The sequence below is a fragment of the Stieleria sp. genome, assembly GCF_041595215.1.
Lineage (GTDB): Bacteria > Planctomycetota > Planctomycetia > Pirellulales > Pirellulaceae > Stieleria > Stieleria magnilauensis.
In genome coordinates this window covers 1-3,808 of record NZ_JBFHKV010000865.1, presented here as the reverse complement: position 1 = coordinate 3,808, position 3,808 = coordinate 1, and the positions used below count along the sequence as shown (strand labels likewise).

The window sequence follows — 3,808 nt, the reverse complement described above, 5'->3', positions numbered from 1 at the left end:
GACTCGTCGCCTCGTCCACTACCGCCTGGCCGCTGGCACGGACTCGTCGCCTCGTCCACTACCGCCTAGCCGCTGGCACGGACTCGTCGCCTCGTCCACTACCGCCTGGCCGCTGGCCGGGGGACGCAAACGTTACTGAGCCGCTTTCTTGCCGGAGTCCTCCGGATGGCTGCGTCGCCAATGTTCCATCGCCGGGCCGACTTTATTCATTGGAATCCACTTGTTGCGTGTCTTGCTACTCTGAACAAGTGTCGACGGGTCAATTTGTCCCTTGTCGATTCGGTTCAGCAGGTCGGCTTCAGAGATGGGGCCGATGCGCCGAGCCTTTCGGATCCAGCCGCTCGCCATATAAAACCATTGCGTTGACATCTCGATCGCCACCTTCGAAAAAAGAAAAGAGTTGGGGAGAGAGCCTCTCATGAACTTGGCAGCGTGTGTCGTTTTTCCTCCCTCTGTCCCACATCACCATCGTCGCTTTCTCCACCGAAGCTACAGTTTAACGAAGAGTAACCGCACAGTGCGCGCCAATTAATGGGGCGGAATACGGCAAAGTGAAGTTTTTTGGTGCACCCGGTGCGATATGGCACGCAATTACCTCGGCAGACGGGGGTTCGTCAACCTCCGATGGCAAGATCTTTCGCAACAACTATAGTGAGCGACTCGCCTTGGCCCCCTTCGTCTAGTTTGGCCTAGGACGTCAGGCTTTCCGCCTGGAAACGCTCGTTCAAATCGAGCAGGGGGTACTGCATTTTGGGCGGCAACCGTGAAATTCGCCAAATTTGGCATCCGATGGTGCAATTGCTCTCTAATTTTGTTTGACGAGCTTCGTTTAACCATAGGATAATGATGCGTCGCGGAGTAAAAGCAGACTCGCCTTCGGCCGGATGCCCATCGACTCGCGACCTTTTTTCTCTCTTCTGCCTCCGTCTGCTCAACCGTCTGCTCAACACATAACAACGGATTCGTCATGACACGAACTCAACGTGCCACCATCAAACTTGACCCATCTCGAGCGGTCGCGGTGTCGGTTCCGCAGACCGAATTGCGTCGAAAACAGCTAGGGATTCGTGCTTTGGCATTGTTCGTCGCGTTGGCCGCCGCCGGGATCGTCGCAGCGACCGCCTCGGGCCAAGCGGCCAAGTACGATGTGCTCGATGTCGAACCGCTGATCGACGACAATTTGGCGACCGTTCAACGGGAAGCGAGAACCTATGCGACGTCACGCGATCTGAGCGGTTTTTCGCAGAATAAATTGGCCGTCGTGCAGCGGTACTTCCAGCAGTATGTACCGGCCAAGATCACGCAGCCCGATGCCACGCATCAAATCAATGACGTGATGGGGCACGTTCGCGCGGTGATGGACAGTGCGGTTCGGTCTCAGACGCCCGGTGCCGGCAACGTGATGAGGTGGCTCTACGGCGGGCTCAAGCCCGTCGCGATGGGGAATTACCAGCCCGCGGCGCGGATCAATGCGATTCAATTCATCGCCCGATTGGCGCGTCCCCCGGCACAACGCGGCGGGGTCCCGCGGCCCTACTCGTTCGTGTTGACGGATCTGAAATCGATTTACGACGATGCCAACAACCCCGACGGCGTCCGCGCCGCGGCATTGCAGGGCATCGACCGGTACGTCCGCTACTCGCCGTCCAACGATCCGACACTTGTGGGGGTCAAAGACGAGTTGACCCAGTCGATGACTCAGTTGCTTGAGTCAGATCCGCCCACCGGGCGCGACGAATTGGCACATGCGTTCTTACAGCGGTACGCGGTGAGCATCCTGACACAGATGAGCACCGACGCATCCTTGGGCAAGCAATTCGTCAGCATCAGCACCAACGAAGACAAACCGAATCTGATCGCGCTTCACTCCGCCGCCGCCATCGCCCGGCTTCCCGGCAAGATGCCCGAAGGCGACGTGGAAACCCAAGAGGTGTTGAAGCAATGGTCCAAACGCGTTTTAGCCGCCTACCAAGCCGAACTGGCGCGGTTGGCCAAATTGGACAAAACCACGACCACTCAAGGCGTCCGTCAACCTGCCGCCCCGGAGAGCTTCTTGAAGGAGACCAAAGATCCCAACGAGAAGGTGCCCGCTGTCCCCGGCATGCGAGGTGAATCGATGATGGAGATGGATGACATGTACGGAATGGAAATGGAGATGGACATGGACATGGGCATGGGAGAAATGGAAGGCATGGATGAGATGATGGGGATGAGCATGATGGGCATGGGCATGCGTCCATTGGCTGCCAAACCTCAGCCCGCCGAGATTGTCGCGAGCCGGAAAAAACTCAATCACGTCCTGCAGCAAGTGTTGTTAGGCGTCACCGGTCAAGGGAAAGTCGTCGAAGACGTTGAATCGATCCAAGCGACCGGTGGCTTGATGGCTTCGGCCCCCGCCGACGCCCTCGCCGCGACCAAGCAATGGCTGACGTCACTGTTCGAAGTGACCGGCCAGTTGAATGACAGCACGCTGGACACCCGCAAGAAATATGTCACCGCGCTGCAAGAACAGGTCGCAACGCTGGAGGCACTTGCCGAGGGGAAATCGGTTTCGAAACGGGCCTCGACCAACGCTCCCGTTTTCCGTTTCGGTAATCCCCTCGATCCGGCCGCGGACGCCGAAGCACCCGCCGGCAGCGAACCACCTGCCGACGCCGAGCCGGCTCCGGCGGCACCACCGGCGGCAACCGTGCCTGCCGATATGGACGCGCTGCTCAACTAGGAATCCGGCAAGAGACGAGCGCTTTTGACGTCCTGCCATGTCGATTCAACCGCTTCGTGAACTCGATGGAATGCGGCCGGTGGATGCGAGTCCGCTGGCCGTTTTGCGTTTGATCCTCGGCGTGACCTTTTGGTTTTGGGCGACCGACTATCTGGCCGATGACCGCTGGCGGATTCTGTTCGTCCAGCCCACGGTGTTGTTCAAGTACGCCGGGTTCGAGTGGGTGAATCTTTGGCCGGGCGATGGGATCTGGTGGCATTTTCAGATCGCACGCGGCGCGGCGATCGCATTCGCGCTGGGGTTTCTGACCCGATTCAGCGCCGCCGTCCTGGCCGCCACGATGACGTATGTGTTGTTGGTCGAACGCCAGATCTACAACAACCACGACTACCTGCTGGCCTGCACCGCGCTGCTGTGCTGTTTTCTGCCTTGTGGTCGCGTGCTCTCGCTGGACCGTCTGCTATTCCGGCGGGACGCCGGCGATGCCGACATGCGTCTGTGGCAGTGGTGGCTGGTTCGATTTCAGCTCGGGCTGCCGTATGTGTTCGGCGGAATCGCCAAGCTCGATTCCGATTGGCTGGCCGGCCAACCGGCAGACCTATTCGTCCGTGCGCGGCTCGACACACCGGTGATCGGAACGCTGTTCCAACTGCCCGGAGCGGCGTTTGTGATGGCTTGGGGAGGTTTGCTATTTGATTTATCGATTGTCCCGGCGTTGATGTGGAACAAGACACGCCCGCTGGCGGTGGTGGCCGCGTTGGTGTTCCACCTGACCAACGCCACCATCTTTCGAATCGGCGTATTTCCGTGGTTCATGTTGGCGACGCTGTACGTGTTCTTTCCGGTTTCGTTTGTCCCCCAGGTGCTGCAGCGTTTCCGGGGTGTGCTGAGAAGCAGCGGGGGCGGCAGCAGCGTCGATACCGCTCAGCCGGACCGTCCCGTTTCGGGCGTTCACCGCGTCGCAATCCGGCTGTCGGTTGTTTACGTCGTGATTCAGCTGCTGCTGCCGATTCGACCTTGGGTGTTACCCGGCAATCCGAGCTGGAATGAGCGGGGCCAGCGGTTTGCTTGGCGGATGATGCTGCG

Annotated in this window: 3 protein-coding genes and 1 tRNA gene; 3 read left to right on the top strand and 1 reads right to left on the bottom strand. The window is 59.3% G+C overall.

Annotation, left to right across the window (positions count from 1 at the left end; all coding sequences use genetic code 11):
* Positions 1 to 132: 132 nt before the first annotated feature.
* A complete protein-coding gene (locus tag ABX749_RS25375) occupies positions 133 to 369 on the bottom strand; it encodes a DUF4339 domain-containing protein (RefSeq protein ID WP_372898466.1) in 237 nt (78 codons plus the stop codon).
* A 299-nt stretch (positions 370 to 668) separates the two neighbouring features.
* Here ABX749_RS25375 and ABX749_RS25370 point away from each other — a divergent pair.
* From ABX749_RS25370 to ABX749_RS25360, 3 genes are all read left to right on the top strand, one after another.
* A tRNA-Glu gene (locus tag ABX749_RS25370) sits at positions 669 to 743 on the top strand.
* A 224-nt stretch (positions 744 to 967) separates the two neighbouring features.
* Complete coding sequence (locus tag ABX749_RS25365; protein ID WP_372898465.1) at positions 968 to 2,722, top strand: hypothetical protein; 1,755 nt, start codon at positions 968 to 970, stop codon at positions 2,720 to 2,722.
* A 37-nt stretch (positions 2,723 to 2,759) separates the two neighbouring features.
* The coding region (locus tag ABX749_RS25360; RefSeq protein WP_372898464.1) for an HTTM domain-containing protein at positions 2,760 to 3,808 on the top strand (1,049 nt) is incomplete at its 3' end.